Here is a 21613-nt window from a genome sequence, read left to right on the forward strand (position 1 = left end):
ATGCAAAACTAAGAGCAGAAAATTAGTTGAAATTGTAAAAATGCGACACCTTAGTTTATTTGTAAAAAAGGGTAGAAAGCTTCAAGCTTTCGTCAGTAAGAAACTCTTTGGGGTTTATTCCTGTAAATTCTCTAAAGTCTTTGATGAAGTGAGCTTGATCGAAATAGTCGCTTTTATAGGCAACATCAGTTAGGTTTTTAGACTTTTGGTTAAGCATCAATTTTAAAGCTGTTTGCAATCGAATTACTTTTCCTAACTGTTTGGGGCTTACTCCAATTTGTTTTTTAAAGTTTCTTTCAAGCTGTCTTCGTTTAGATAGGTTGTTTTCGAGGATTGAGTTTATAGAAACACTTCCGTTTGTAGTTAGAAGGGCATCAACAGTGCTTTTTACAATTTTATGAATTGTTTTTTGGTCGTTAAACGTATCCAAAAGAAACTTTTCGATGATTTCTATACGTTGTATCGTATTTTTAGCGTTGATTATTTTTTGTTGCAAACCATCTGCGGTTTCCTTGTCAAAAAGGAGATTCAAGGGTGTTTCTGTGTTTGCTAAGTTGTTGATTGGTTCAGAGATAAAATTAGCAAATCCATAAGGATAAAACCTAATGGCAAAAGTATTGACATAACCTGTTGGTTCAATGTAGAAAGGTTCAATTATTTGCCCTAATACCATTGCCCGTGGTTGAAGTATAAAGTTATTTTCGGAAGTGTACCGTTTGATATCGTCTCCAAGAATAAATGCCATTTCTATACAACCATCTGGTACAATTCGTTGTTTTTGTGGTTCGGAATGTATAGGTACTTCCAACGTCCAATAACAACTAATAATTGACTTTAAATTTGTATGTGGTTCGTATGTTTGGTAGTCCATTTTGTCGTTTAATCTTTTTCAGCATGAGATATGGTTTACCAAAGATATAACTTCTATCAGAAATATAAATTGATAACTAAGTTCAATAAAAATAAATAACCAAACCAAAAGTTAAGAAGTCTCTTCAGTATCCAGTTTATCTATTTCATAACTCATATATTCCTTATACAGTTTCGCGATAGATTTGGTTTCTCCAAGTATGGTGAGTACATCATCTGTTAGTAAAACAGTTGAACCGTTAGGGGTAAACGTTTTATCATTTCTTTCAACTAAAGCCACTAAAACGTCTTTTGGTAACTGAATATCCTTTAGCTGTTTTCCTATCATGGTGTCTTGCGGAGTTCCTTCGAGTAGTTTGATGCTTACAAATCGTTCGTTTTGTAGTAAAAACTCCTTAATTTCTCTGTGACTGTTCATTTTAAGCAAGGTTTTTACGATTTGCTCTCGTTCTAAAATATCAAGAAGTCTCGATAGCATACGTAGTTGCTGTTTTGGGTTTTCATCAGAATTAATTAGAAAAGCACAGATTTGTAAGGGCTTTTTAAACTCATAGTCTTCAGAGGGAAGTGTTCCTTCAATTGGTTTTTTAGAAATCACAATTTTCATGGAAGGATGTGAAACACTCTTAAACTTGGCATGAAAAACCAAAATACCTGGTAAAGTGATGACAGATTCATCGGGTATCGACTGAAAAAACTTGTGGAGCACTCCTTCTTTGTTGAGGTCTAACTCTCTACAAAAGTAATCGGAAGCGATATTTAAAACCTTGTCAAAGTTAGTGGTATCCTTAAGTATTTTTATTTTCGATGTAATTACGGTTTCATCAAACGGATCCCCTTCACGAAGTCCTTTTTCTTTTAAAATGGTCATTAATTCATTTTCCAATTCATCATATTGATGCCTTCCTAAAAGCGCAAACCAATGAAAAATAGCTCCTTCTCGTTTTACTTTTCCTTTGGAATAGAAATGATACCAAAGTAAGCCAATAACAATAATACCAGAGGTAAAAAGTACGGGCATCCATCCTAAATAAATAATAAGGATGAATGAAATAATAATTCCGACAACTTGCATAAACGGATATAATGGAGATAAATAGCCTGGGTCGTACGATTCTATTTTACTTTTTCTAAAAACAATAACAGAGAAGTTAATAAAGATAAAAATCAATAATTGGAAGGTACTCGCAAGCTTTACAATACCTTCTTCTGATAATAGTAGAATGAATACAATAATTAATGCTGTAGTTAAAAATATAGCGACTATAGGACTTCCTTTTTTACCAATTCTAGCTAGAATAGCAGGAAACAATTTATCGCGTCCCATAGCAAACGGGTATCGCGATGCAGATAATAGTCCTGCGTTCCCTGTAGAAGCAAAAGCAGCAAGTGCTGCTACCGACATTAATAAGACTCCCACATTATCGGGTAGCCATTTAAAAAGTTGTTCTGCAGCTGTAGCAGCTGGTGCTAATTCGTTGGCAAAGGCAGTAGGCTCAATAAGAGTTACCATAATAAAAACACCCAAACTATAAATTAATCCTGTAACGACTAATGAAAGTATCATTCCTAAAGGAATATTTCTTTCAGGGTTTTTAATTTCTTCTGCAACGCTTACTATTTGAGTGAGTCCTAGGTAGGACACAAAAACAAAACCTATGGTAGTAAACATCCCTCCAAATCCGTTTGAAAAGAAGGGGGTAAATTGTTTGTTAATAGATTCATTGGTGATAGTATCTGAGGTGAATATAGAAAAAAGACCATCTGCAATAAAACCAATTAAAATGACTAATAGGAATATGACAAACACCTTTTGAAAGGCGGAGGTTTTTTTAGCGCCTACTAAGTTTAGTGCCATAAAAAAAAGGGTGGCTACAATAGCTACTACCTTGGTAGGAACTTCCCAAAATATAGCGGCATAAGCACCAATACCAATAATAGCAAAGGCAGTTTTAAGCATTAAAGCGAAATATGTACCTAGTCCGCCGATGGTTCCCATGAGTGGACCTAAGCTTCTGTCTAAAAAAAAGTAAGCACCTCCTGATCGTGGTAAAGCTGTTGATATTTCAGCAATACTAAACATGGTAGGTAGTATTAATACACCTGCAAGTAAGTAAGCTAAAAATACAGAAGGGCCTGTATAATGTGAGGCGATTCCTGGTAGTAAAAAGAAACCAGAGCTAAACATGGCTCCAGTACTTATGGCAAAAACATCAAATAATCCTAAGTCTTTTTTTAGTTTATTCCTCATGGCTTTTGTGTTTAAGGCTTATTATTAAGTGGTTAGACCATGAGAAGATATGAAAAAAATTACACTTTTTAGGTTTGGAGGCTCTTTACTTGTTTTATATCTACTAACCAAAAATCAATATTTAGGAAAATAGAATTGAATTAGATTCAAAAGACCTATATTTAATATATAGAGGTTTTGTAAACAAATTAATTAGTTTTTTTAGAGTTAGTAGCTAGTTATTAATCTAACAGACTTTTTTTAAGATGTTTTAAACAGTATCTTTTTGGAGGTAAAAAAACCTGTGTAATTATTTTACACAGGTTTTTTATAAAAATAAGGAGGGGTTACGATTTTTGTTTTATTGCATTAATCGTTGTTCTTACCACAAACCAGCAGAAACATACGATACCTAAAGAGAATACAATATCTCCTATCATTCGCATCCATTTTAAAGTTTGTACTGTTGGATTGTATAATAATTCAGGATCTCTGGCAAAAGAATATCCTTTGGTAATAGAAGTGTAAGCTTGAATTATACCAACAGGTAGTAAGCTTAATACAACCATTAAAACTAACCCACCATTTAAAAACCAAAATGCATTTTTTACGAGCTTTTCGTTCCAAGCAATGTTTGAATACAAGCGTAGGCAGATTAAAATAAAGCCCATACCTAACATTCCATATACTCCAAATAGTGCGGTATGTGCGTGTACAGCAGTTGTGTTTAATCCTTGAATGTAATATAGAGCAATAGGAGGGTTGATTAAGAACCCGAAAACACCAGCACCTACCATGTTCCAAAAGGCAACAGCAATAAAGAAAAAGATAGGCCATTTGTAACGTTGAATCCAAGCATTCTTTTTCAATAAATTCCAGTTTTCTCTAATTTCAAAGCCCATTAACGTTAATGGTACCACTTCTAAAGCACTAAACGTAGCTCCTAAGGCAATGGCTTGTACTGGAGTTCCTGAATAATATAAATGGTGTAAGGTACCAATGATACCACCTGCTAAGAAAATGGTAGCTGAGGCTATCGCTGTTTTTCCTGCTGTTTTGGTAGAAATAATTTTCATACGAGAGAAAATATAGGCAATAATCACCGTAGCAAATACCTCAAAGAATCCTTCTACCCATAGATGTACGAGCCACCATCTCCAATAATTAATTACAGGTAGTGAACTGTTTTCTCCATACATTAATCCTGAGAAAAAGAACATACCAATAGCAACTACAGCTATTAATAGGATAGAAAGCAAATGTTTTGAGTCGTCTTTTTTACGGATACCGTACAGTACGTGTCTACCAACCATAACTACCCATAATATTAAACCAATACCTAAGAATATTTGCCAGAATCTACCTAAATCCATGTATTCATATCCTTGGTGACCAAAGAAGAAGTTAGTAGTTAAATCCAAAAATTGGTGCACACCTAACCATTCTCCCAACATAGAACCCAAAACAATAATTAACAAGGCGATAAACAAGAAATTGATTCCGAAAACTTGGAACTTCATTTCTTTACCACTAATAATTGGAGCTAAGAATAATCCTGTTGCTAACCATGTAGCGGCAATCCAAAATACAGCAAGTTGTGTATGCCAGGTTCTAGAGATAGAATACGGAAGATATTCTGATAAATTAAAACCAAAGAAAGCTTGACCCTCTACCGTATAGTGCACAGTAACAATACCCAATACAACTTGTAATACAATAAGAAGTGAGATGACTAAAAAGTATTTTAATACTGCTTTTTGAGAGCTGACTAACTTTAAGTCTAATAAAGGATCGTTGTTTGGGTTTGTTACTGCTTCTCCTTTTTCATGATTTCGAATGTAGTAATAGGTCAACACTCCAATAAATAGTAACAATAAAATTATTGAGAACCCTGACCAGAGTTGTGAATCGGGAGTAATTGTATTGTTAATTAACGGTTCATGAGGCCAGTTAGAAGTATAGGTATAGTCTTGATTGGGTCTTTCTGTACTGGCAGCCCAAGAAGTCCAGAATAAAAAGGCGTTAAGCTTAGCTAGTTTTTCAGTATCAGTTAAAGCTCCTTCTGGAATGGCATATTGTTCATGACCTTTTGAAAAAATGTTTGCATAATACGCTGAGTTTGCTTCAATGGCTTCTTTTCGCTCTTTAGAAATTGTTATTGATTGGTCTTTTTCATTAAAGGTATTGGTTCTAATATCTTTTACCAAACGAGCTTTTAAAGCAGCTTTGTTTTCTTCATCTAAAGCATCATAGTTGGTGTTAAAGTCTTTTTTAGCCCAGTAGTTTAATAAGTAAACAGCTTCTTTATGAATCCAATCAGCTGTCCAGTCAGGGGCTACATAACTTCCATGACCCCAAATAGAACCGACTTCCATTCCTCCGATAGATTCCCAAACATTTTGTCCATCTTGTATGTCTTTTTTAGTGTATATAGTTTCATTACTTCCGTTAACTTTTACTGTTTCAGGTATAGGGGGTTGGGTTTGATAAATTTCTGTACCTACCCATATTAATGCAATAAATGATAATACCACTACTGCAATAAATCCAGTCCAAATTTTTCTCATTATTAGTTATTTAATTTAATTGATTTTCTAATTTGATTGCTTTTTTAAATAGAATATTGTTTTCTAAATGAATGTGTTTGTGTAAGTCTTCTTCAAATTCTTGTAGCATTGCTAAAGCAACTTTATAAGTGTTACAAGCGTCTTCAGGTGGAGTGTAATTATTGGTAAGTTTTGCAATTATTCTAAATCTATTGCCTTCATTATCATGCTCTGTGTGCATCATGTTTATAGGATTTTCTACCGTACCAAATGGAGGAGGAGAAAGGGGAGTGTTTGAGTTACTTGCTTCAACTAACTTTTTAATAAAAGGAAATAAAATAAGTTCCTCTTTTTTCATATGTGTAGTAAGTTCCCCAGCACTTTTTTTAAAGAGTTGTAAAACCTCGTGTAGCTCAGGATGGTTGTTACCATGTACTTTAGCTAGTCTGGTTAAATATTCTAAAATTTCAGGAATTTGTTTTTCCACATAGGTATGGTGATTTTGGTAGATATAATCACACAAAAAATCTAAGGACCAGCTTTGATAATCGTTAGTAGATTTAGAACCTTTATCAATGCGAGTTAGTTTATTGATTAATATATCAGGAGCAATGTTCTTTTTTTTAGCAACCTCTTGAATAGTTCTGTTACCGTTGCAGCAAAAATCAATTCCGTATAGTTTAAAAATTGTAGCTGTTTTATAGTTATTTGCAACTATGTCTGCTACTATTGAGTTGTTATTTATCTTCATTTTGTTTTTATTTAATGTTATATAAATTATAAAAAGACCTTTTTATCTTTTATTATTCTAAATTTTTTTATTCTCGTTTTAGCCAAAAAGTATTTTTCTTGTCGTTGGTGTATAATACATCATGTAGGGTGTTTCCTTCTAACATTTTTCTCAAGTTATTTCTAATCTCTACAAATTTAAAGTGAAGAGGGCAGGGAGAGCTATCATCACATTGTTTTAAACCCAATCCGCAACCCGTATAAATACTATCACCATCTAATACACGAACCACATCGCTTAAGCGAATTTTTTTAAGGTCAGCTTTATTAATTACAAATCCGCCATAAGGACCTTTAATAGAATCAATGATATTATTTTTTGTTAAAATTTGTAATATTTTCCCTGTGAAAGCTTCAGGAGAATCAATAGCGGCAGCAATAGTTTTTACACCAACTTTATTATCTAAGCTAGATTGTTCTGCAACAAAAATAGTTGCTCTTAAACCGTATTCACAAGATTTTGAAAACATATAAAATAATATGTTACAAAGATATTAGTTTTTTTATAAAAGACACTAAAGTCTTTTATTTTTTATAAAAAAAGCATCATAAAAAAATGATGCTTTTGAATGCTTTTAAGACTTAGTTTTTTCGGTACCAGTAAGCGGTTCTACCAAAGGCAGCAAAACCTATGTAGCCTCTAATCTTTAACTTGTTGTCGTTTTCAAGTTTAATATAACATTTATATTCTTTTCCGTTTTTAGGATCTAAAATTTTTCCACCACTCCATTCATCACCATCTTTTTTTAGACCTGTTAAAATATTCATTCCTAAAATAGGGTTATTTTTACGCTTTCCACTACACTTATCACAAACAGCTTCTTGACGATTTTTGTCTGTAATCTCAATAATTTTAGCGTAAGCCTTTCCATCTTTTTTATATACTTCTATTACAGAGTCAACTTTGTTGGTTTCTTCGTCACGATTTTCCCATTTTCCGAAAATAGTTTGTGCGCTCATGGATAAGCTAACGGTTGTAAATAATAAAGCAAAAAGTATTTTTTTCATAATTTAAAAGTTTTAATAGTATTTTAATTCTCAAAAAGTATTCCAATTAATTAATCGTATTGTGCATCAAAGTTACTATCCCATTTTCCTTGTACACGTAATACTTGTTCTATAATATCTCTAGCACAACCATTACCTCCAGTTTTATCAGAAATGTATCTTGAAATTTGTTGTATTTCACGAGCAGCATCGTTAGGGCAAGAGGGCATACCAACGAGTTTCATTACAGGGTAATCAGGGATGTCATCTCCCATGTACACTATGTTTTCTGGGTTTAGTTTGTATTTTTTAACCAATTCATTAAACTGTTGAATCTTATCATGAGCTCCTAAATAAATATCGGTAATACCTAAGCCTTCTAAACGTGTACGCACTCCTTCGTTTTTTCCACCAGAGATAATACAAACCTTATAACCAGCTTTTACAGCTGCTTTTAAGGCGTATCCATCTTTAATATTCATTTGACGTACAAGCTGTCCGTCAGGAAAAACGGTTACGATTCCGTTAGTTAATACTCCGTCTACATCAAAAATAAAGGTATCTATTTGAGGTAAGTATTCTTTATAACTCTTTTCCATTTTGTTGGATTGATTTTGTAATAAGTTTATAAATTTCTTGTTGTTCAGCATTTAATAATGCTAAATGGTTTTGAATAGTTTTTTGGTCATTTCTTTTGGCAGGACCTGTTTGTGCTGCCTTAGGACTCAATTCGGTTATTTTTTGAGCTGTCTCCTGAATTAGAGGTAGTAATACTTCAAAAGGAACTTGATATTCGTTGCAAATATCAGCACCAATTTTATACATGTGATTAGTGAAATTGTTTACAAAAACGGCAGAAACATGTAATCGTTTACGTTGCTCCGAGTTGATTCGATATACCTTTTTTCCAATAGATTTAGCAAGGGTCTCTAATAACTGCAAATCTTCTTCGTTTTCAGCTTCTAAACAAAAAGGAATTTCATCAAAGTTTACATCTTTGTCTTTAGAAAAGCTTTGTAATAGATAAAAAATACCCTTGCGTCCAATGTTTTGTAACGATTGCATAGCTACACTACCAGAAGTGTGTACAACTAAGCCGTTTTTTTGTTCAATTTTACGAGAAACATCACCAATAGCATCATCAGAAACCGCAATGATATACACATCGGCTTCTGTTAAAAGTTCTATACTATTTGTAATAGGAGTAACTTCTTTTAAATGCTCTATTTGCTCTATATTTCGAGCATACATTTGTACTAACGATACTTCGTTTGTTTTACTAAAAGCATTGGCTAAATGTGTAGCTACATTACCGCCTCCTATAATGGCAACCTTAATCATAGCACGAAGATATTGAAATTAATTAAAATTATTTTCGCATATTTGTACCATTATGATTGTATAAGTCACCTCAAATAGTTGTGTTGCTTGAGCAACAAATAGTTATGTCTTATTTCTTTTAAGACAATTTTATGTATTTATAAAACTTTATAATGACTGAAAACAATCAAACATCAAAACAAACTATATTCTCACTTTTTAAAGATGCTGTTTTAGGAAGACAGCAAGATTTTACGACAGGAAGTATTGGTAAAGCAATTTTTGTATTAGCAATTCCGATGATTTTGGAAATGCTGATGGAATCTATTTTTGCCTTGGTAGATATTATTTATGTATCTAGAGTAAGCGTAAATGCTGTAGCTACTGTAGGGTTAACAGAGTCTGTACTTACGTTAGTGTATGCTGTAGCCATAGGGTTAAGTATGGCAGCAACAGCTTTAGTCGCTAGAAGAACAGGGGAGAAGGATTTAGAAGGAGTAAATCAAACAGCAGTGCAAGTTATATTTTTAGGAGTTTTTATTTCTATCCTTATTAGTATTGTTGGAATTGTATATCCGAAGGAAATATTAGCACTTATGGGAGGCGAGCCTGATTTAATTGCTGAAGGTTACGGATATACTCGTGTATTATTGGGTGGAAACATAACAGTAATGTTATTGTTTTTAATCAATGCTGTTTTTAGAGGAGCGGGAAATGCATCCATTGCAATGTGGACGCTGATTTTATCAAACGGATTAAATATTATACTTGATCCTATTTTTATTTTTGGGTTAGGTCCAATACCTGCATATGGAGTAGAGGGAGCGGCTATTGCAACAACGATTGGAAGAGGGACGGCAGTTATAGCGCAATTAGGAGTATTGTTTTTTGGAGCAGGTAAAATAAAAATAGCGTTTAAAGATTTAGTGGTTAGAGTTTCTGTAATGATAAACTTAATAAAAGTATCATTAGGAGGAATAGGGCAGTTTATTATCGGAACTTCAAGTTGGGTATTTTTAATGCGAATTATGTCCGAATTTGGTAGTGAAGTGCTAGCAGGATATACAATTGCCATTCGGATAATGATGTTTACCTTGATGCCTGCTTGGGGAATGAGTAATGCAGCAGCAACATTGGTAGGTCAAAATTTAGGAGCAGAACAACCAGAGAGAGCAGAGAAGTCTGTTTGGATAACGAGTAAATATTGTGCAATTTTTATGGGAGCAGTCTCATTGATTTATATATTCTTTGCTCCAACTTTTTTAGGATGGTTTTCTGAAAAGACTGAAGTTGTTGAAAATGGAGCTTTGTGTTTGCAAATTATGGCAGCTGGATACATAGCATATGCTTATGGAATGGTTGTAATTCAATCTTTTAATGGTTCAGGAGATACCAAAACACCAACCTATATCAACTTTGTGTGCTTCTGGTTATTTCAATTACCGTTTGCATACATAATGGCTATTACGTTAGATTTTGGTCCTGTAGGAGTCTTTTTAGCAATAACTTTAGCAGAAATTTTAATAGCTGTTGTTGGTATTTGGATGTTTAAAAAAGGAAAATGGAAAACAGTTAAAGTGTAAACTTCATTTAGTAAATTAGCTATAATTATTTTAAAGGAAGTACTATATAAAACAATACAATAAATGAAACTAGATATATTAGCTTTTGGAGCGCACCCTGACGATGTTGAATTAGGATGTGCAGCGACCTTATCTAAAGAAATTTCAGAAGGGAAAAAAGTTGGGATAGTTGATTTAACTCGTGGAGAGTTAGGAACAAGAGGTTCTGCCGAATTGCGTGATAAAGAAGCATCAATAGCCGCTGATATTTTAGGAGTATCAATACGAGAAAACCTAGGTTTTGCAGATGGTTTTTTTAAAAATGATAAAGAACATCAACTAGAGGTTATAAAAATGATACGTAAGTATCAACCAGAAATAGTGTTGTGTAATGCTATTGATGATCGCCATATTGATCATTCTAAAGGAAGTCAGTTAGTGTCTGATGCTTGTTTTTTAAGTGGTTTGCTTAAAATAGTAACTGAGTTAGATGGAGCTCAACAAGAAAAATGGAGACCGAAACAAGTTTATCACTATATACAATGGAAAAATATTGAACCTGACTTTGTGGTAGATGTTACTGGTTTTATGGACAAAAAAATAAGTTCAGTTATGGCGTATTCATCACAGTTTTTTGATCCGAAAAGTAATGAGCCAGAAACGCCTATAACTAGTAAAAACTTTACCGATAGTATAGAGTATAGGGCAAGAGATTTGGGTAGATTAATAGGAGTTGATTTTGCAGAAGGCTTTACATCAGAACGTTACGTGGCAGTAGAAAATTTAAGTAAATTAATTTAAAAAAAAGTTTTGCCACAATGTAAAAAGAATGTATATTTGCACCCGCAAGTTACATGGTGATTGTAGCTCAGCTGGTTAGAGCGCCGGATTGTGGTTCCGGAGGTCGCCGGTTCGAACCCGGTCTTTCACCCAAAACCTTCTCAATTTGAGAAGGTTTTTTTGTGTTTTAAATTTACTTTTAAAATTAGTGTTGAATAAAAAAGCCTCTCAGTTTATTGAGAAGCTTTTCTGTTTTCTAGCCATTGCGCGTATTTGTCTTTATGTTTAAAGCGTTTGTGTGTCCATAAATAAAACTCTGGTTGTGCTTTGATATTTTTTTCGGTAATTTCTAAATACTTGTCTGTTATTTGATAGTTTTCGAAATCTTTTGGATTTTCTGTTATCAGTTCAAATTCAACTTCAAAATAACCTCTCTTAACTTTTTTTGCAACATAGTTGACTACAGCAAAGTTATATTTTTTTGAAAGTATTTCAGCTCCAGTATGTACTGGAACCTTAATACCTAAGAATTTAGCCCAATAATGAGTTTTGTGTATTTGAGGAGATTGATCGCTTAATAATATGTATATTCCTTGTGTTTTATTTTTGTAATTTTTGTGAATTCCTTTGACTGTTTCAGAAGTTTTTAAACCAATAATTCCGAATTTAGTTCTTGAAGTTTTTACAGCTTTTTCAAAGTATTTGTTGGCAAGCCTTGTATAGGCACCAAAAACTTCTCCGTTCAAAACTAAAGGAAGTCCAAAAGACCATTCCCAGTTAGCTTGATGTGCTCCTACTAAAGCAATGCTTTTACCTTCTTTAGTTAGTTTGTTTACTAGTTCAGGGTTTTTGTATTTGTAGCGTTTATGTATTTCTTTTTTACTAATGGTAAAAGACTTAATGCTTTCAAAAATTAAATCGACAAAGTGTTTGTAAAACTTTCTTGCAATGTTTTTTATTTCCTTGTCGCTTTTATCTGGAAAAACTTTTTTTAGATTTTCTACAACCACTTTTTTACGGTATCCTATAAGGTTGAATATAATAAGACGGAAAAAGTCAGAAATTATATATAATAATCTCATGGGTAAAATTGATAGCATCCATATTAGTGGATAAACAATAATAAATAAGAATAGTTTCATTAAATGATATTTTTGACAAATATCGTATTAATTACTGAATGATTTGTTTTGTTAACTTTTGTTTATTTTTGTGGATAAACATAAATTATGAGTCAAATTATTATTATACTAATTGTAGCTAATGTGTTGGTATCTTTAAAAGGATTTAGTGATGCAGCTTTTTTTGATCGTTATAAATTTCAAGTTCAAAGAATATTAGGGGGAGAAAAAATACGAATGTTAACTTCAGGTTTTTTGCATGTAGATTGGTTGCATTTAGGATTTAATATGTATGCTTTGTATTTATTTGGAAAAGTAGTTGACTCAAGTTTTGGTACATTCAATTTTATTTTAATCTATTTTGTAAGTTTAATATCGGGAAGTATGTATTCGTTGTATCAACATAAAAAAATGCCTTATTATAGTGCAGTTGGTGCATCAGGAGCTGTGTCTGGAGTAATATTTTCTTCTATAATGTTATATCCAAGTATGGAGTTGGTTATGTTGCCAATACCAATACCAATTCCAGGATATGTTTTTGGTGTAGGATATTTATTGTATTCTATTTACGGAATGAAAAACCAAGTAGGTAATATCGGTCATTCCGCTCATTTAGGAGGTGCTATTGGTGGATATTTGATAACATTAGTGTTGCGACCAGGTGTGATAACAAATCATACAATAATGGTTGGTATTATGGGAGTAATTATTCTAGGATTGTTTTTATTTGGAGATAAGCTAAATAAATAAAAAAAACCGAAACTAATGTTTCGGTTTTTTTTGAGCGGGAGACCAGGTTCGAACTGGCGACATTCAGCTTGGAAGGCTGACGCTCTACCAACTGAGCTACTCCCGCGGTAAAGACTTTTGTAATTTCTTACAATTATGTAAAATTTGAGCGGGAGACCAGGTTCGAACTGGCGACATTCAGCTTGGAAGGCTGACGCTCTACCAACTGAGCTACTCCCGCGGTAAAGACTTTTTGTAATTTCTTACAATTATGTAAAAATTTGAGCGGGAGACCAGGTTCGAACTGGCGACATTCAGCTTGGAAGGCTGACGCTCTACCAACTGAGCTACTCCCGCAGTAAAGCGGTTGCAAATATAATACTGCTTTTGTTATTTACAAAGACTTTTTTGTAAAAAAAAATGAAAAAAAAAGCACACTTTTTATAAGTATCAGATAATGAGTTAAGTATTTTTTTTAGAAGAACACTTATTTAAAAAAGAAGTTAATTCAATATTAGCACTTGGGCCATAAGCAGCTAAAATAGTGCCTTTTGTTCCGTCGTGCATTGTTAATATATAAAGAATACTTAAATCAGCAGGGTTAGAATAACCTTCATACCTATACTCTTCATCAATAGTAACGTCTTTAACGGTATATTCTTTTTTAGTATCTACGTCAATTAATTTATTATTAATAAGATGATAACTAGCAGTGTATCCTTTGTTTTTATAATATTCAATCTTATTTATTTCATGTTTAGAATTGTTATTCATAGTGTATGAGTATTAAAGTTACATTCAAAAGTATAGAATCAAAAAGAACAAGATTAACTTATATGAGTTAAATATTAATCTATTTAAGTTAATTTATAAAACCATATGAAACTAATTTTGTAATAAATTAATAAACTAAATTAATGACTGTGTTAGCAAAACATAAAAGGCAATTATTATTTATTTACTCCTGTGAATCCAGTTTTAGTAAAGAAATGTTAGCTTATGCTTCTGCCGTAGATAAAAAGCTACAGATTATAAATATTTGTAAAGAAAAAATTTCAGATACAATATGGTTAGAAATAGCTGCTATGTTAAATGTAACATTAGGAGAGTTGTTTTCACCTAAGCACTCAAATGCTGAGAATGTAGGAGATGTAACGAGCTTTGATGAGACAGACTGGTTGAAATTAATAAATAGCAAACCTAGTTTGTTACAGGTTCCTATTGTTGTTAATGCAGATAAAGCTTTGAGAATTAAAGAAAAAACTGATATGATGAATGTGTTAGATAATTATAAAATAATTTTAGGGAGTAAGCCGAAAACCCTTTAAGAGAGTAGGTATAAATTTAAACTGAATAATTATGAAAATATCAAAATTAATTTTAGCAACATTATTAACAGCAGTTGTAATGATTTCTTGTGAAAACAAAAAAGAAAAAAAAGAACAGGTAAAAGAAAAAATGGATGAAGTGGAAGCGAGCGTAGAAGAAGGAATGGATGAAATTGAAGAGAGTTTTTCTGACCTAGGTGATTATACTTTTGAAAAGAAAAGTGAGGTGACAAAATCAATTAACAAAGGAATAGATAAATTAGATGCTGAGATTGATAAATTAGAGAAAAATGTAAGTGATAGTTATAATGATGCAAGTGAAAGTGTAAAGAAAGAGCGTCAAGAATTGTTAGCTTCTTTAAAAAATAAAAGAACAAAACTTAAAGCAAGCATGGAAAAATTAAAGAATAGTTCTGAAGATACTTGGGATGATGTGAAAAAAGGGTTTGAGAAAGCTTATGATGATGTAGAGAATGCTTTTGATAAATTAGCTGATGAATTAAATAGTTAATATACATTTTACAAATGATCCATCCTAAAAAAGCAGTTCACAACGAACTGCTTTTTTTATTTGTGATAATTATAAAAACTTTTTAAATGGTTACAGATTTTTTCAAATTTACATCCCAGTAGTATGCACTGTTTATAATAACTTTAAGGATAATAATGGTGTGAAGGTTGTTATTTTTTAAGTCTTGTTGTGAGAGTAACTTATCTATAATTCCTTTTGATTCGTAATGAATGCCCTTACCTCTGATTGATAAATATTGTTTGTCTGTGTTATTAGTAAAAGTTAAGAGTAAGTCATTATCTTTTTCAATGTTTTTATAGTGTTCAGATTCTTTATCTGATAAAAACCACAAAGCTCCATCATTGTCAATTGTTTTAACAGTCATAGGGCAAATCGAAGGGTTTGGTTTACTTAACGAACTAATTAACATGCATGTTGGGGTGTTTATTAGGATAGACTGAATTCTTTCAATAGCATTTTTATCTACTAAATCATTTTTTTTCATCTGTCTAATCTTTATAAAATTATTATGTACAAAGTTGAGGAAAGTATAGTTTTTTTTTAACTCAAAAAGAAAAAAAAAGAGCTTATATAATATTATGTTAAGTGTTTTTTAGTAGATACTTTATTAATTTAAATTGTTTTTTAAGTTCATTTTAACTTTACATTAAAAAATAAAAAGTAAAATAATCATTTAAGAGGCTTTGTAAAAGTTTAAAAAAAACTACTTTTGATTGTTTGGAGGGAAGAGTAGTATTTAATAATGTAAATTGACATGAAAATTTATTTAAAATTTGATGCTAACACAGCTTTAAAATCTTTTTTAACGTATCATTTAAAAGAGTTAAGCTTGCCCTTTTATGTAACAAGCTCTCAAGAAGTAGTTTTTGAAAAGGAACTTTCTTTAAATGAAAAAGAAAAAATAAAAGAATTATTAGCTCCTTTTAAAATAGATATTACTAACGATGAAAAGTTAGATGTTGTTCAGCGAATAAAAATAATTATTGATGAGATGTTGAAAGATGAAGCAGCAGCAAGGATGAATGCTTCTGATTATTTGTCTGATAAGTTAAATTATTCGTATGCTTATTTATCTAACTTGTTTTCTGAATCAAACCACACCTCAATAGAAAACTACATAATTTTAAGAAAAGTAGATGTAGTTAAAGAATTATTGTTAAATAGTAATTTAACATTAACTGAAATAGCCTATAGATTAAACTATAGTAGTGTCGCTCATTTGTCAGGGCAGTTTAAAAAAGTAACTGGACTTACCACTTCTACTTTTAAACGTATAGTGGAAAAACGTAACCAATAATCAGGTATTAGTTAATTATGGCTAAAGATAAATTAAAAATTATTTTAACAGACGATGATATAGATGATCGTATGTTTTTTGAAGATGCTATTGAGGAGATAAATATTGCCTCAGAGCTAAAAACATTTAACCATGGACAAGATTTAATGAGTTATTTGTGTAATGATTGTAAAGAGCTTCCTAATTTAATTTTTTTAGACTTGAATATGCCTATTAAAAATGGTATGGAATGCTTAATAGATATTCGTAAAACTCCAAAATTACAAAGTATAATAGTAGCTATATACTCAACATCTTCTTCAGAAGAAGATATTGAAGAGGCGTTTGTTAATGGAGCTAATATATACATAAACAAACCTACATCTTTTAAAGAATTAAAGAAAGTTATAAAAAAAGTGCTGCAAATTAATTGGCAGTACCAAACTTCAAATTTAAATAAAGATAACTTTTTATTAAGAATTTAGCTATGTTTGAAAATAGTTTTACTCAATCAAATAAAGCTTATGTTGTTACTTCATCTATAGCTATAGGTATGTTACTTGTAGTCTTTATAGTGTCTTATGTTTTTTTTCAAGACTTTCAAAATGCTACAGACTCTTCAAAAATTAATTATGATGAATATATAAAGCTAGAGGAGCTTTCAAAAAAATATAAATTAATGCAAACCGAGCATTTAGAAGCGGCTATTTTAAGAAGAAAATTAGACCCAGATAAATGGTATACTATAAATAACGATATATATATAAGTATTCAAGGTTTGTTATTTGATTTTAGAAATAAGCCTAAACAGTTAGAGCGTATTAATAAAATAGCGGAAGAACAAAATAAACTATTTGGTAATTTAGTAGAGTTAGATACTACCTTTAGTTCTTTAAGAAATAGTATAAAAAAGAAGAAAATTTTAGGAATAAACTCTTCTTTACATAAAATAGACTCTATAAAAAAACATATTTTAGAACAACAGAAAGAAGATATTTCTAAACTAGTAACTTATCGTGAAGAGAAGAATGAATCAGTTATTAGGATGATGGTTATATCGTCTGCTTTTGCATTACTTTTATTATTATTTTCTTTATATAGATTGTTTGTGAGTCGTAAGTTGTACTTTAAAACAAACTCACTTTTAAAAAGTATTTTAAATGCTTCTACTGATATAGTTAGAGTTTATACTCCTGTTTATGATAATAATAAAGAGGTAATAGACTTTAAAATTGAATATGCAAGTAGTGCGAAAGAAATATATGGTTACAATAGTAAAGAACTGTTGGGTAGGCTGGTTACTGAAGTTTATCCTGAGTTAAAAGTATCAGGAGAATTACAAAAATTAATAGATTCCTTTTCCTTACAGAAATCAATAGAAGAAGTTTCTGAAATTGATGTAGATGAAGAAAAAACAACATATTTAAGACGTTTTTTCCCTTCTCAAGATGATATAAAAGTGATTATATCAGATATATCAAAATCAAGAAAATATGAGAAAGACTTATCTAAATTAAATCATGAATTAAAATTAAGTAATGATTTATTAAAAGAAGCAGAGAAAATAGCTGAGATGGGGAGTTATATATGGTTTATGAAAGTAGACCATACTATTTTGTCAGATAATGTTTATAGGATTTTAGGATATAAACCACAAGAGTTCGCTTCTTCTTCTGTAAAGTTTAGGGAGTTTGTACATCCAGATGATTTAGAGCTTTATGATAAGAATATAAACGAAGCTTATCAAAAAGAGCAGGCGGTTGAATTTATTTTTAGAGTAATAACGAAAGAAAATGTAATAAAACATTTGTATACAAACGGAGCATTTAATGAACATGACAACAAAATAACGATGATTGGGATAATTCAAGATGTAACTAAACAGGTAGAAACAGAATTGCAGTTGCAACAAAAAAATGCTGAATTAGTACATCAAAACGTAGAGTTAGAATCTTTTAATCGTATTGCAAGTCATGATTTACAAGAACCATTAAGAAAAGTACAAATGTACCTGTCAAGGCTCACAAATGATGATGAGTTATCAGAAAAAAACAAACAGTATATTGAAAGGGCTAATAGCGCTAGTTTAAGAATGCGTACATTAATAAATAATTTATTGTCTTTTTCTAGAATAAATAGAAAAGAAGACGATTTGTCATTAGTAAATTTAAATAATGTACTACAAGATGTAATAGATGACTTGTCATTAACTATAGAAGAAGCTAATGCTGTTTTAGAGTATACAGAATTGCCTGCTGTAAAAGGGATAGAATTTCAGTTAAATCAGTTATTTAACAATTTAATATCTAATGCAATTAAGTATCGTAATAAAGAAAAGGATCTAAAAGTAACCATAACTTCTAAAAAAATTGAAGCTATTGATATTGATGAGCCTTTCGTGAAAAATCATCAAACATATTATTTAATTAAAGTAATAGATAATGGTATAGGTTTTGACAATAATATGAGAGATAAAATCTTTGAAATGTTCCAACGTTTACATCTAAAGCATGAATATTCTGGAACAGGTATAGGATTAGCTATTTGTAAAAAAATTGTATTAAAACATCAAGGATACATTCAAGCTACAGGAATAAAGGGTAGTGGTGCTGTGTTTACAATATATTTACCAGCATAGTTTAAGTTTTTAATGAATTCTAAAGATTATATAACACAAAGTAAAAATTATATAACACACGGTTCTTAGATACACTGCATCTTTGTAGTATAATTTAAAAACAAGAAAAACATGAAGAATTTAATCAAATTATTAAGCATTTTAGGAGTAGTTTTATTAACAGTTATAGCATGTAGTGAAAGTGATGATCCAAAAGATAATGATTTATTTGTAGGTACATATGAAGGAAGTGTTTCTTATGATAATGGAGAAAACTCAATTTCGGCAGAAAATGGAAGTGTTACAGTAGCTAAAACAGGAGATACATACAATTTTATTTTTTCTGACGACATACCATCAATTAGTGGTTTAGAAATAGAAAAAGGTGAAAATAAGTTTGAGTTAGATTGGGATGAGGCTAGTCTTATTGTAATAGATGAAAGTTCTTTAAATATAAAGATGGCCAAAGATGGGAAGTCGTGGAGTGCAAACTGTAAACGATAATAAATTATAAATAATGATAAAAAAAGATCTCTACATAGAGATCTTTTTTTTTGTTAAAAACAATCTTAACATCAATGATTACACGTGTTTTAATTGTTTCTAAAAATTATATAAAACAAAGCAAAAATTATGTAACGAAGAATGCGTGTATTGGTTGCATTTTTGTAATGTAATTAATAACGAAATATAATGAAGACTAGAGTATATGATAAGCAAGGGTTAAATGCTAAAGTAGGTAAGATAGTAGCTAAAACAGAATATTTACAAAACTTAGCTTCACAAGCAAAAACACCAAAAAAGAAAAAATGTTAGAATAAAGAAAAACTAATTTATTAACCTAAAAAGAGTAGACATGAAAACACTTCACATAAATAGCAGTTCAATAGTAAAAACGTTTGGTCAATTGAAAGAGCAATTATCAGCTTCATATAAAAAATGTTTCAAAGAGCATTGCTTAACCTTTGATAATGAAATTGGTTATGGTGAAGTGAGAGGTGTTTTACTAAAAAATAACATTTCATATTTAGAGTTTAATGTTACTTTTAATGAAGATATAGACCTAAATATAAATACAAATATTAGTAAAGCAGTAAATATAGCTTATTGTAGTAAAGGTAAAATAGCGCATCAGTTTACTAAGAAAAACAAAAAAACAACATTAGAGCCGTTTCAGATAGGTTTTATGTCAAACATAACATCGTCTAAGAATACCATTTACTTTAAAAAAGAAACAAATGTAATTGTTACTCTTATAACAGCTTACGAATTAACAGCTTCAGTTAAAAAAAATACAGTTCATCAAGAGTTGTTTGAAACTTTTGTAAAAAATAAAAAAGAAAATAATGTTTTTATTAGTTCTCATAATTTAAAAATAGCAGAAAAAATAGAGCAAGTAACGAAGATAAAAGAAGATGGGGTAATGCGTAGTTTACTAATTGAAGGTATAGTACATATGGTTTTAGCTCTAGAAATACAACAGTACAAAAGGGATTTGAAGAATTCTAAACAACCTACAGGGAGTTTAACGTTAAGAGAAATGCAAGAGATAAAAGAAATTTCTACGTACATAAAAAATTATCCAGAAAGAGCAACTACTATAGAAGATTTATGTAAAAAAACAGGAGTAACTTCCTCAAAGCTTCAAGAAGGATTTAAATTAATGCATAATACAACTGTGAATGATTTTATAAGGACAGAAAGAGTAAAAAAATCAGAAGAATTAATAAAAAATAGTGATTTAAACATATCACAAATAGTTTATTCTGTAGGATTTTCTAGTAGAAGTTACTTTTGTAAGATATTTAAACAAAAATACAATTGCACTCCTACAGAATACAAATCTAGAATTAAGTTAGCTGCAACAGCATAATATATTTCATTTTTTTTGACAAAAAGAGGCTACATGTAGCCTCTTTTTGTTTTTATACTCAAACTTTTAAGTGAACTATCTTTTATTTTAAAAGATAGTTCATGTTGGGGGTTAATAAATAATAAATAGAATATCGATTATACTGTGTTTAAAATTTATAGATTATTAAGAATAAAGAAACTTGACCCAAATAATAAAGATTAAAATAATAGTACCCCATGAAAGGATATAGAAAAAGAATTGGAAAAAATTAAATAATTTGTCTTTATCAGCTAGAGTTGTTTTATGTTTTTTATGGAAGTTTCTTGATCTATTTATAAGAAAACTTGAACCTTTTCTGATAAAAAAGAAAGAGAATATTAAGAATAATGTATCTATTAAAACTTTATACATGTGAGCAAAATTATTAAAAATAGAGAAAAATAAAATTGTAGTATAAATTATAAAAAAGAACCCACTCAAAATATTGAGTGGGAAAATTGCTATGAAAAAGAACTTAAGACGTCTCTTAAGTATTACAAAGATATTTAGAATTTAATGAATAATAGAATAAAAAGAATAATACTTTTAAAAAATAAGAAATTGTAATTTTTGTGGCTTTAATAAAAGTTTTTATCATCTCGTAAAACTTTTAAAAAATGGAAACCATAAATTTCAAAACCTTCGTTGTAATAAAATTTATGAGACTTCCTATTAGCAGTGTACGTGTTTAATTCAACTGCCTCGCACCCTTTAGATTTAGTGTAATTGTATATCCACTTGAAAAGCTGTTTTCCAACACTTTTACCTCTATAAGTTTCATGTATAACTACATGATCTGGCTCTACACTTTTACCAATATAGTGCCTAGTACTATACCAAAGCCCGCAAATACCTATAAGCTTGTTGTTGTCATAAACACCTATACATTCGTAGTTAGGGTATGCTACCATTTCTATCACTCTGTTTTTTAAAATATCATGTGGTGTTGTGGTGTTAACTTTATGTAAAAGAGGAAGGATAATAAGAATATCTTCTTTACTAATGAGGTTAAATTTTATATTCATTCTGTAT

At 30.6% G+C, this 21613-nt stretch carries 23 protein-coding genes and 4 tRNA genes; 12 read left to right on the forward strand and 15 right to left on the reverse strand.

Annotation, left to right across the window (positions count from 1 at the left end; genetic code table 11):
• Nucleotides 1-55: 55 nt before the first annotated feature.
• From D6200_RS01000 to D6200_RS01035, 8 genes are all read right to left on the reverse strand, one after another.
• Nucleotides 56-871: an AraC family transcriptional regulator gene (locus tag D6200_RS01000; protein ID WP_073181235.1), complete on the reverse strand. Its 816-nt coding sequence runs from the start codon at nucleotides 869-871 to the stop codon at nucleotides 56-58.
• A 111-nt stretch (nucleotides 872-982) separates the two neighbouring features.
• Entirely contained in the window at nucleotides 983-3121 is a 2139-nt protein-coding gene (locus D6200_RS01005; protein ID WP_073181233.1) for an amino acid permease, read from the reverse strand.
• A 326-nt stretch (nucleotides 3122-3447) separates the two neighbouring features.
• Complete coding sequence (locus D6200_RS01010; RefSeq protein WP_073181231.1) at nucleotides 3448-5667, reverse strand: nitric-oxide reductase large subunit; 2220 nt, start codon at nucleotides 5665-5667, stop codon at nucleotides 3448-3450.
• A 10-nt stretch (nucleotides 5668-5677) separates the two neighbouring features.
• Nucleotides 5678-6397: an iron-sulfur cluster repair di-iron protein gene (gene ric / locus D6200_RS01015; protein ID WP_073181229.1), complete on the reverse strand. Its 720-nt coding sequence runs from the start codon at nucleotides 6395-6397 to the stop codon at nucleotides 5678-5680.
• A gap of 67 nt (nucleotides 6398-6464) precedes the next feature.
• Nucleotides 6465-6905 (reverse strand): RrF2 family transcriptional regulator, encoded by a 441-nt coding sequence (locus tag D6200_RS01020; protein WP_073181227.1) that lies wholly within the window; start codon nucleotides 6903-6905, stop codon nucleotides 6465-6467.
• 112 nt (nucleotides 6906-7017) lie between these two features.
• On the reverse strand, nucleotides 7018-7443 hold the full coding sequence (locus D6200_RS01025; RefSeq protein ID WP_073181225.1) for a DUF2147 domain-containing protein: 426 nt from the start codon (nucleotides 7441-7443) through the stop codon (nucleotides 7018-7020).
• Nucleotides 7444-7493: 50 nt separating this feature from the next.
• Complete coding sequence (locus tag D6200_RS01030; RefSeq protein ID WP_047789248.1) at nucleotides 7494-8021, reverse strand: KdsC family phosphatase; 528 nt, start codon at nucleotides 8019-8021, stop codon at nucleotides 7494-7496.
• The gene (locus tag D6200_RS01035) at nucleotides 8005-8763 is read right to left on the reverse strand and encodes a Rossmann-like and DUF2520 domain-containing protein (RefSeq protein ID WP_073181223.1); all 759 of its coding nucleotides are present in this window, start codon (nucleotides 8761-8763) and stop codon (nucleotides 8005-8007) included. The genes D6200_RS01030 and D6200_RS01035 overlap by 17 nt, the downstream gene beginning before the upstream one ends.
• A gap of 152 nt (nucleotides 8764-8915) precedes the next feature.
• Here D6200_RS01035 and D6200_RS01040 point away from each other — a divergent pair, with 152 nt between their 5' ends.
• The 3 genes from D6200_RS01040 (at nucleotide 8916) to D6200_RS01050 (ending at nucleotide 11236) form a co-directional block, all read left to right on the forward strand.
• Entirely contained in the window at nucleotides 8916-10325 is a 1410-nt protein-coding gene (locus D6200_RS01040) for an MATE family efflux transporter (protein WP_047789246.1), read from the forward strand.
• Nucleotides 10326-10388: 63 nt separating this feature from the next.
• Nucleotides 10389-11105: a bacillithiol biosynthesis deacetylase BshB1 gene (gene bshB1 / locus D6200_RS01045; protein ID WP_047789245.1), complete on the forward strand. Its 717-nt coding sequence runs from the start codon at nucleotides 10389-10391 to the stop codon at nucleotides 11103-11105.
• A gap of 55 nt (nucleotides 11106-11160) precedes the next feature.
• Nucleotides 11161-11236, forward strand: a tRNA-His gene (locus D6200_RS01050).
• Nucleotides 11237-11317: 81 nt separating this feature from the next.
• On the opposite strand, the gene D6200_RS01055 is transcribed toward D6200_RS01050, so the two are convergent.
• Nucleotides 11318-12226 carry a lysophospholipid acyltransferase family protein gene (locus D6200_RS01055; RefSeq protein ID WP_073181221.1) on the reverse strand — a complete coding sequence of 303 codons (909 nt, stop codon included), beginning with the start codon at nucleotides 12224-12226 and terminating at the stop codon, nucleotides 11318-11320.
• An 87-nt stretch (nucleotides 12227-12313) separates the two neighbouring features.
• On the opposite strand from D6200_RS01055, the gene D6200_RS01060 reads away from it, so the two are divergent.
• Nucleotides 12314-12955, forward strand: coding sequence for a rhomboid family intramembrane serine protease (locus D6200_RS01060; protein WP_047789243.1), 642 nt, complete (start codon nucleotides 12314-12316; stop codon nucleotides 12953-12955).
• 33 nt (nucleotides 12956-12988) lie between these two features.
• Here D6200_RS01060 and D6200_RS01065 read toward each other — a convergent pair.
• The 4 genes from D6200_RS01065 to D6200_RS01080 all read right to left on the reverse strand — a co-directional run bounded on the left by D6200_RS01065 (nucleotide 12989) and on the right by D6200_RS01080 (nucleotide 13708).
• Nucleotides 12989-13061 (reverse strand) — tRNA-Gly (locus tag D6200_RS01065).
• Between the two features lie 41 nt (nucleotides 13062-13102).
• Nucleotides 13103-13175, reverse strand: a tRNA-Gly gene (locus D6200_RS01070).
• 43 nt (nucleotides 13176-13218) lie between these two features.
• A tRNA-Gly gene (locus D6200_RS01075) sits at nucleotides 13219-13291 on the reverse strand.
• Between the two features lie 105 nt (nucleotides 13292-13396).
• Complete coding sequence (locus D6200_RS01080; protein WP_047789242.1) at nucleotides 13397-13708, reverse strand: hypothetical protein; 312 nt, start codon at nucleotides 13706-13708, stop codon at nucleotides 13397-13399.
• A 215-nt stretch (nucleotides 13709-13923) separates the two neighbouring features.
• Between D6200_RS01080 and D6200_RS01085 the strand changes: the two genes are divergently transcribed.
• Together D6200_RS01085 and D6200_RS01090 are read left to right on the forward strand one after the other, a co-directional pair.
• Nucleotides 13924-14262 carry an arsenate reductase family protein gene (locus tag D6200_RS01085; RefSeq protein ID WP_125064358.1) on the forward strand — a complete coding sequence of 113 codons (339 nt, stop codon included), beginning with the start codon at nucleotides 13924-13926 and terminating at the stop codon, nucleotides 14260-14262.
• Nucleotides 14263-14293: 31 nt separating this feature from the next.
• Complete coding sequence (locus D6200_RS01090; protein ID WP_073181217.1) at nucleotides 14294-14773, forward strand: sll1863 family stress response protein; 480 nt, start codon at nucleotides 14294-14296, stop codon at nucleotides 14771-14773.
• Nucleotides 14774-14855: 82 nt separating this feature from the next.
• On the opposite strand, the gene D6200_RS01095 is transcribed toward D6200_RS01090, so the two are convergent.
• Complete coding sequence (locus D6200_RS01095) at nucleotides 14856-15278, reverse strand: pyridoxamine 5'-phosphate oxidase family protein (RefSeq protein ID WP_073181214.1); 423 nt, start codon at nucleotides 15276-15278, stop codon at nucleotides 14856-14858.
• Nucleotides 15279-15548: 270 nt separating this feature from the next.
• On the opposite strand from D6200_RS01095, the gene D6200_RS01100 reads away from it, so the two are divergent.
• The 6 genes from D6200_RS01100 (at nucleotide 15549) to D6200_RS01120 (ending at nucleotide 20560) form a co-directional block, all read left to right on the forward strand.
• Nucleotides 15549-16091, forward strand: coding sequence for a helix-turn-helix domain-containing protein (locus D6200_RS01100; RefSeq protein ID WP_047789239.1), 543 nt, complete (start codon nucleotides 15549-15551; stop codon nucleotides 16089-16091).
• Nucleotides 16092-16108: 17 nt separating this feature from the next.
• Nucleotides 16109-16555, forward strand: coding sequence for a response regulator (locus D6200_RS01105; protein WP_047789238.1), 447 nt, complete (start codon nucleotides 16109-16111; stop codon nucleotides 16553-16555).
• A gap of 2 nt (nucleotides 16556-16557) precedes the next feature.
• The gene (locus tag D6200_RS01110) at nucleotides 16558-18708 is read left to right on the forward strand and encodes a sensor histidine kinase (RefSeq protein ID WP_073181212.1); all 2151 of its coding nucleotides are present in this window, start codon (nucleotides 16558-16560) and stop codon (nucleotides 18706-18708) included.
• A gap of 111 nt (nucleotides 18709-18819) precedes the next feature.
• Nucleotides 18820-19191: a hypothetical protein gene (locus D6200_RS01115; protein WP_073181210.1), complete on the forward strand. Its 372-nt coding sequence runs from the start codon at nucleotides 18820-18822 to the stop codon at nucleotides 19189-19191.
• Nucleotides 19192-19380: 189 nt separating this feature from the next.
• Entirely contained in the window at nucleotides 19381-19503 is a 123-nt protein-coding gene (locus D6200_RS15480; RefSeq protein WP_255724871.1) for a hypothetical protein, read from the forward strand.
• 40 nt (nucleotides 19504-19543) lie between these two features.
• Nucleotides 19544-20560, forward strand: a complete 1017-nt coding sequence (locus tag D6200_RS01120; RefSeq protein ID WP_073181208.1) for a helix-turn-helix domain-containing protein — start codon at nucleotides 19544-19546, stop codon at nucleotides 20558-20560.
• Nucleotides 20561-21159: 599 nt separating this feature from the next.
• Here D6200_RS01120 and D6200_RS01125 read toward each other — a convergent pair.
• Nucleotides 21160-21606 carry a GNAT family N-acetyltransferase gene (locus D6200_RS01125; protein ID WP_047789235.1) on the reverse strand — a complete coding sequence of 149 codons (447 nt, stop codon included), beginning with the start codon at nucleotides 21604-21606 and terminating at the stop codon, nucleotides 21160-21162.
• Nucleotides 21607-21613 lie beyond the last annotated feature (7 nt).

It is taken from the genome of Tenacibaculum mesophilum (assembly GCF_003867075.1).
Lineage (GTDB): Bacteria > Bacteroidota > Bacteroidia > Flavobacteriales > Flavobacteriaceae > Polaribacter > Polaribacter mesophilus.

Bases quoted from the DNA above. Each gene is read 5' to 3' on its own strand.
- D6200_RS01100 (WP_047789239.1), top strand. From the start codon at position 15,549: ATGAAAATTTATTTAAAATTTGATGCTAACACAGCTTTAAAATCTTTT.
- D6200_RS15480 (WP_255724871.1), top strand. From the start codon at position 19,381: ATGAAGACTAGAGTATATGATAAGCAAGGGTTAAATGCTAAAGTAGGT.
- D6200_RS01115 (WP_073181210.1), top strand. From the start codon at position 18,820: ATGAAGAATTTAATCAAATTATTAAGCATTTTAGGAGTAGTTTTATTA.
- D6200_RS01110 (WP_073181212.1), top strand. From the start codon at position 16,558: ATGTTTGAAAATAGTTTTACTCAATCAAATAAAGCTTATGTTGTTACT.
- D6200_RS01080 (WP_047789242.1), bottom strand. From the start codon at position 13,708: ATGAATAACAATTCTAAACATGAAATAAATAAGATTGAATATTATAAA.
- ric (WP_073181229.1), bottom strand. From the start codon at position 6,397: ATGAAGATAAATAACAACTCAATAGTAGCAGACATAGTTGCAAATAAC.
- D6200_RS01085 (WP_125064358.1), top strand. From the start codon at position 13,924: ATGTTAGCTTATGCTTCTGCCGTAGATAAAAAGCTACAGATTATAAAT.
- D6200_RS01090 (WP_073181217.1), top strand. From the start codon at position 14,294: ATGAAAATATCAAAATTAATTTTAGCAACATTATTAACAGCAGTTGTA.
- D6200_RS01040 (WP_047789246.1), top strand. From the start codon at position 8,916: ATGACTGAAAACAATCAAACATCAAAACAAACTATATTCTCACTTTTT.
- D6200_RS01095 (WP_073181214.1), bottom strand. From the start codon at position 15,278: ATGAAAAAAAATGATTTAGTAGATAAAAATGCTATTGAAAGAATTCAG.
- D6200_RS01125 (WP_047789235.1), bottom strand. From the start codon at position 21,606: ATGAATATAAAATTTAACCTCATTAGTAAAGAAGATATTCTTATTATC.
- D6200_RS01025 (WP_073181225.1), bottom strand. From the start codon at position 7,443: ATGAAAAAAATACTTTTTGCTTTATTATTTACAACCGTTAGCTTATCC.
- D6200_RS01105 (WP_047789238.1), top strand. From the start codon at position 16,109: ATGGCTAAAGATAAATTAAAAATTATTTTAACAGACGATGATATAGAT.
- D6200_RS01060 (WP_047789243.1), top strand. From the start codon at position 12,314: ATGAGTCAAATTATTATTATACTAATTGTAGCTAATGTGTTGGTATCT.
- D6200_RS01005 (WP_073181233.1), bottom strand. From the start codon at position 3,121: ATGAGGAATAAACTAAAAAAAGACTTAGGATTATTTGATGTTTTTGCC.
- D6200_RS01035 (WP_073181223.1), bottom strand. From the start codon at position 8,763: ATGATTAAGGTTGCCATTATAGGAGGCGGTAATGTAGCTACACATTTA.
- D6200_RS01120 (WP_073181208.1), top strand. From the start codon at position 19,544: ATGAAAACACTTCACATAAATAGCAGTTCAATAGTAAAAACGTTTGGT.
- bshB1 (WP_047789245.1), top strand. From the start codon at position 10,389: ATGAAACTAGATATATTAGCTTTTGGAGCGCACCCTGACGATGTTGAA.
- D6200_RS01000 (WP_073181235.1), bottom strand. From the start codon at position 871: ATGGACTACCAAACATACGAACCACATACAAATTTAAAGTCAATTATT.
- D6200_RS01010 (WP_073181231.1), bottom strand. From the start codon at position 5,667: ATGAGAAAAATTTGGACTGGATTTATTGCAGTAGTGGTATTATCATTT.
- D6200_RS01030 (WP_047789248.1), bottom strand. From the start codon at position 8,021: ATGGAAAAGAGTTATAAAGAATACTTACCTCAAATAGATACCTTTATT.
- D6200_RS01055 (WP_073181221.1), bottom strand. From the start codon at position 12,226: ATGAAACTATTCTTATTTATTATTGTTTATCCACTAATATGGATGCTA.
- D6200_RS01020 (WP_073181227.1), bottom strand. From the start codon at position 6,905: ATGTTTTCAAAATCTTGTGAATACGGTTTAAGAGCAACTATTTTTGTT.